The 1708-nt window shown below is 44.7% G+C and carries 2 protein-coding genes; both read left to right on the top strand.

Translation table 11 applies throughout. The features are described from left to right. The first annotated feature begins 112 nt into the window (after window positions 1-112). Window positions 113-754 carry a transcription antitermination factor NusB gene (gene nusB, locus AC805_RS16520; protein ID WP_009629442.1) on the top strand — a complete coding sequence of 214 codons (642 nt, stop codon included), beginning with the start codon at window positions 113-115 and terminating at the stop codon, window positions 752-754. Window positions 755-960: 206 nt separating this feature from the next. Next, complete coding sequence (locus tag AC805_RS16515; RefSeq protein ID WP_055076432.1) at window positions 961-1449, top strand: hypothetical protein; 489 nt, start codon at window positions 961-963, stop codon at window positions 1447-1449. The last annotated feature ends 259 nt before the right edge of the window (window positions 1450-1708 follow it).

Genomic DNA, 1708 nt, shown 5'->3' with positions numbered 1-1708 from the left:
TGAGGTACTTATTGATGGGTTTTGATAGGGAGTTAGGCAAAGCCAAATCCCTAAAAAATAAACATGCTAGAGAATGATACGATGTTCAATTGGCTTAATTTTATCTCCTCATATGCAACCCCGCCACATCGCCCGCGAACTCGCACTTTTTAGCATCAACCAATTACCTAGCCAATCCCAAAAGCTAGAAACTAAGACCCTTGATGACATTGTTACCGCTGTCGTCCGATCGCTGCAGGATGAAACCAAAGAATTATTACAAACCGCCAGCGCTGAGTTACAACGTAGTCAAGAGCGGATTACTTCTAGTGAAAACCGTACTAGCGATATCCGCCAAGATATTCAAGCGGTTGAAGGGATGGTACGAGAAGCGATCGAACTAACCAAAAATGCAATTAATAATATTGGGGCAGCTCTGGAATTTCCCGTCACCTTGGTATTGGCGCAACGGACTGAAGTACGCAATTATACGATCGATATTCTCAAGACGGTCAATGGCAAGCGATCGCAAATTGATGAAATTATTAGTAGTGCTTTAGTAAACTGGCAGATCGAGCGGCTAGCACAGGTAGACAAAGATATTTTGCGGATTGCCACGGCGGAAATGATGTTTATGAGCGTGGCTAGTAAAATTGCGATTGATGAGGCGGTAGAGCTAGCTAAACGCTATAGCAGTGAGGATGGTTATCGGTTTATTAATGGCGTTTTGCGTCGCATTGATGATCAAATTAAAGAATTACGCAATTCTAAATAACTAAAGCTAGAATTAAAACCTGTAGCGCACGCGCAGCGCGCGCTACAGGTTTTAATTCTAGCTTTTAATCTTGACTTAGGACAAATCAAACCCCAAGAATTGATTGGCGGCGCGAAGCGTCGCCAATCAATTCTTGGAGGACAGCTATATAAGATTCCTCAAGAGCTTCCTCAAGTCCCCCCGCAGTAAATATGGTAGGAAATTGGATGACTTATCATCAGCTAGCTAGATTGACGATCGCGATCGCCGTATTTATCAATATTCCTAAGGCAGTAAATGCCGAAACCTATATTAATAATCGGACTTGCCCTGCGGATTTTCCGAGCTTGAGCAAGGCTTTGGCAAAGGATTTGCCCGATTATCTCAATCGCGTTTATAGTCGGTTGCGGATTAATCGGGAGGTAATGACCGTAAGTCAACCAGAACTAGAGCCTTTGCCCCTAGCGCCCGATCAAGATCGCGATCGCCTGCCCCAACAGGTATTTCTCTCTATGCTAGAACGACAAACAGGCAGGTCGGAAACATCGCAACGGGCTTACTGGTTGTTTGTTGTGCCTACTGCCCATGGTTGGCGGTTGGCGATGGCATTTATGCGGGTCGGTCAAACTCCACCCGTAGATGTTAGCGACGCAGCGATCGCCGATGCTACCAATAAATGGTTTCGCGACTATTGCGATCCTCGCTATAAACTCTAGGATGGCGTTAGGATAATAAATATCGTCTTAGCTGCTTCTTAGTCGATATTTATTATTTGTGACATACCCGACACTCATTTTTTTCTGTAAACAAAAAAATAGAGTATGGGCTTCCTCTTTCACTGGGAGAGCCTTGTTAGAGCCATCTCTAATCTGGACTTATCCTCCCTCCGCAGGTTTTACTCACTCCATAGTGGTACTAACTGGCAAGATAGTTTCCTATCTTCGAGGCAGACTCCCTGTGTCCCAAGGAGTAGAG

Source organism: Pseudanabaena sp. 'Roaring Creek' (assembly GCF_001402795.1).
Taxonomy (GTDB): domain Bacteria; phylum Cyanobacteriota; class Cyanobacteriia; order Pseudanabaenales; family Pseudanabaenaceae; genus Pseudanabaena.
This window is presented reverse-complemented; position numbering and strand designations above follow the sequence as displayed.